The sequence below is a fragment of the Zavarzinella formosa DSM 19928 genome (genome assembly GCF_000255705.1).
Taxonomy (GTDB): domain Bacteria; phylum Planctomycetota; class Planctomycetia; order Gemmatales; family Gemmataceae; genus Zavarzinella; species Zavarzinella formosa.
In genome coordinates, this window is the sequence record NZ_JH636454.1 from 52,620 (window position 1) to 55,624 (window position 3,005).

The 3,005-nt window shown below is 57.1% G+C and carries 2 protein-coding genes; one reads left to right on the forward strand and one right to left on the reverse strand.

What is annotated here, in order from left to right:
• Positions 1-1,940: MobF family relaxase (gene mobF, locus BGIM_RS66265; protein ID WP_193789092.1), on the reverse strand; the 1,940-nt coding region annotated here is incomplete at its 3' end.
• A 446-nt stretch (positions 1,941-2,386) separates the two neighbouring features.
• Between mobF and BGIM_RS67680 the strand changes: the two genes are divergently transcribed.
• Positions 2,387-3,005: hypothetical protein (locus BGIM_RS67680; RefSeq protein WP_238537846.1), on the forward strand; the 619-nt coding region annotated here is incomplete at its 3' end.

A 3,005-nucleotide genomic window follows, 5' to 3' on the forward strand; every position in this document is an offset into this window, starting at 1 on the left:
CAGACCAAGCCGTTCCGTGCCTGCTCCTGGAACTTGTCGTCCACCAGAAACCGGGCCAGCGTGTCGGCTCCCTCGAACCCGTCACGACGGAGGACACCGCGAGAGGCTTCGCTGGAGGGAGCGAGGACCACGGTCGGCAGGTCGATGCCAGCCAAGGCTGTTTTGGTCAGGGTCGTTTTGCCGGAACCAGCGTAACCGCGGACGAGGATGATGTGGTCGGGGGAGTTCCAGACGTGCCGGATGGCGGCGAGCTGGGATGGGGAAAGCGATATCGTCATACCGATATCGGGGTCGGTTGCAGAAACTGGTTGAGCGAATGGTGGAAGCATGGCAGTGTCATCTGCGTGACCGTTGCTTGGCGACAAGTGCCCCAAGGAACTTCCACGCGGATAGCCAAGATCGCGGCTTTCGCCGGTCACCCCTACCCCCCGCATGGCAAGCCCAGCGGCACTCCGACTCCCTTGGGGTCGGAGTATTTCATCATCAGAAACTGGTTGTGCGAATGGCGGGAGACCGGCACTCTCAGCCAATGCCTCGGAGGCGTGGTGGTTGACACGCATGCCCGACGATGCGAGGCCTCGTGCGTCGGGCATCAACAGCGGAAGCGGCCGATCCGTAGCAGGTTCGACTCCTGCCCGAGGCTCCAGAAAAACTGGTTGTGCGAACGGTGGGAGTATGTCATGGTCAGATTGTGGTTGCGACTGACTCGGGCTGACCGATAACCGCCGTGCGGAGTCGTAGCCATCACTCACCCCGGCCTTCGTACTGCGGAGGGGTCGAAAACGGCCTCTCCCATCAATCGCAAACCTGACCAACGCATTCTCTTCGTTCAGCACCTCCCGCGAGGACACCATCAGTCGCCCGTCCACCTCCCGTCGAATCAGGTCGGCTTTTCCGATGGCTTTGAAGACGCCTTCGACTGTCACATCGCCCATGCCATACCGCAAGGCTTCCTTTGCCAACTCCCTTTGGGAAACGGACGAGCTTCGTTCGAGCAGGTGTTTGAGGGCGTAGTCCACGGCTTGGGTGGATCGATCTAGCGTGCGGACGTGGATAGGGACCGGATGCAAACGGAGGGCGTCCAGTTCCAGAGCCGACAATCGTTTCTCCCAACCTTCAAGCAGCTTGCCCCACGGTTGTCCCTCGGCTTTTCGTTCCCGTGTCTTCGCCCCGAGCTTGGCAATGTTCTCCGGGTTGGTGAAGCCGTAATCTTCCACCACCTTCTCAATGAGAGCACGGCGGCGGGAGAATTCTTTGATCGCCCGTTCGGGGACGGTGGTGATCTCGAAGGCGTCCTTCGTCTTCCTGATCCCGTACCCCATGTCCTGGAGCTTCCCGGCCAGCTTGGACTGGAACACCGCCTGGTAATAGGGAGCGTTTCGTTTCACCTCGCGGAACTGGATCGCCTTCATCTCCCGTTCGACGGGATCATGAGTCAGGTTGAACACGACGGCGTGAATGTGATACTGGGGATCGACCTCGCCCTTGATCGGACGGGTCGTCAGATGGGGGAACATCGCCCAAAGCATCTCCCCGGTTCGCCGCTCTTCATTCACGTTGCCCTTTCGGACCCGTGTCATCGTGTCGGCTTCAATGACACCCATCGCCTCCCGGACGGATTCGTTCACCGCCTCGATCACTCGGTCATCGCCACCGACCAAGCCGGCGAGCGTGACCGACTTGGGGGGCGACCAGGTGAAGTCCCGGCCGATGTCGCGGTCATCCTTCACGGCACCGGTCAGCGGGTGGCCGGTGTGGGGATGGAGATTGTCACAGAGGGGGATGAAATGGTTGTGATGGAGTTCGTGGGGCAGGCCGAGGAAGGAGCGGAGCTTGCCGTGCCAGGAGGGGGAGAGTTCGCGGTCGTCGACATAATAGTCCGCGGAACGGTAGTAGTTCTTCGCAGCCGTGGCGCCCTTGATGGTGGTGATGTTGAGCATGGGCCGGGTTGGGTGGGGGAGACGGGACGGCCCATCCTACGCGGGGAAAACGCATAAGTCAAATTTGATATAAAAGTAATACACTTCTTCCCTCTTGGGGCCTCCTGCCGGCTCGGCCCGAGGGGAAATCACCGTGATTTGTCAATGGATTGGCCGGGTTGGAGATGTCATTTTTGAGCCAAGTCCTGACAGGGTACGGACAGCCAAATTTCTCCGAATCGCGATTGCCACTACATCAAAAAAGCTTCCATCCAACGCCACTGAAAATCGCGTTGATTGGTATTTAGAAATGGTGTCAAAATTGCAAAATCCCGCAAGTCTTGCACGTCCCACGGGGTTTCTCTCCCACAAACGCAGGAGAATGGAAATGCGTCATAGCTGAAGGAAACATAAGCAGGCAGCGAGAAATTTGAAAGCAAAATGAAAAGCAAAACGAATTTCCGAGCATGTCAGACACCCAACTGTCGTTCCTCGCTCACTGCGTCCGTATTGAAATGAAGCGTAGGGCGAGAAAGAATCTGCTCAGCAAAGAGGCGGTGAAAGATCTTGATAATTCACCCAGGCGTTTATTATGTGAACGCAGAGGCGACGACCGACGTGAAAACTCCCAAAGATTTTCGGGAAAGTCAATTGATCACCCCCCCCAAGAAAGGCTGAAATATCTAAAACCATTGCTCGTGAAAGTCAGGTCGCACTTAGGCCAAGCCGACCGCCTCGACAACATTGCTCATCCCGGGATTCCCTGCTTTCAACCACTCTTTGAAAGTGGTCTTGGCCCGGGCCTCTTTCATGTTTCCGGGAGTCAACCACGAGTCAAGAGCCAGGCAGAATGCCAGGCCAATGGCTTGGGGATTGTCCCGGATCGAGACGACACCGCCGGGAATCCGGCAAACCGCGAATTCAGAATCCCATGGCCGGCGAAATCAACGTCATTTGACAATTTCATAAAATTCCTTCTTACTCGCGCTTTTTCGCTGACCACATTTCGTCCTCTCATGAAGGGACTGTCCATGCCGACGCTAAATAGCTCCCACTCGGAACGAAAGTGCGAGTTTGCCGAAAAAC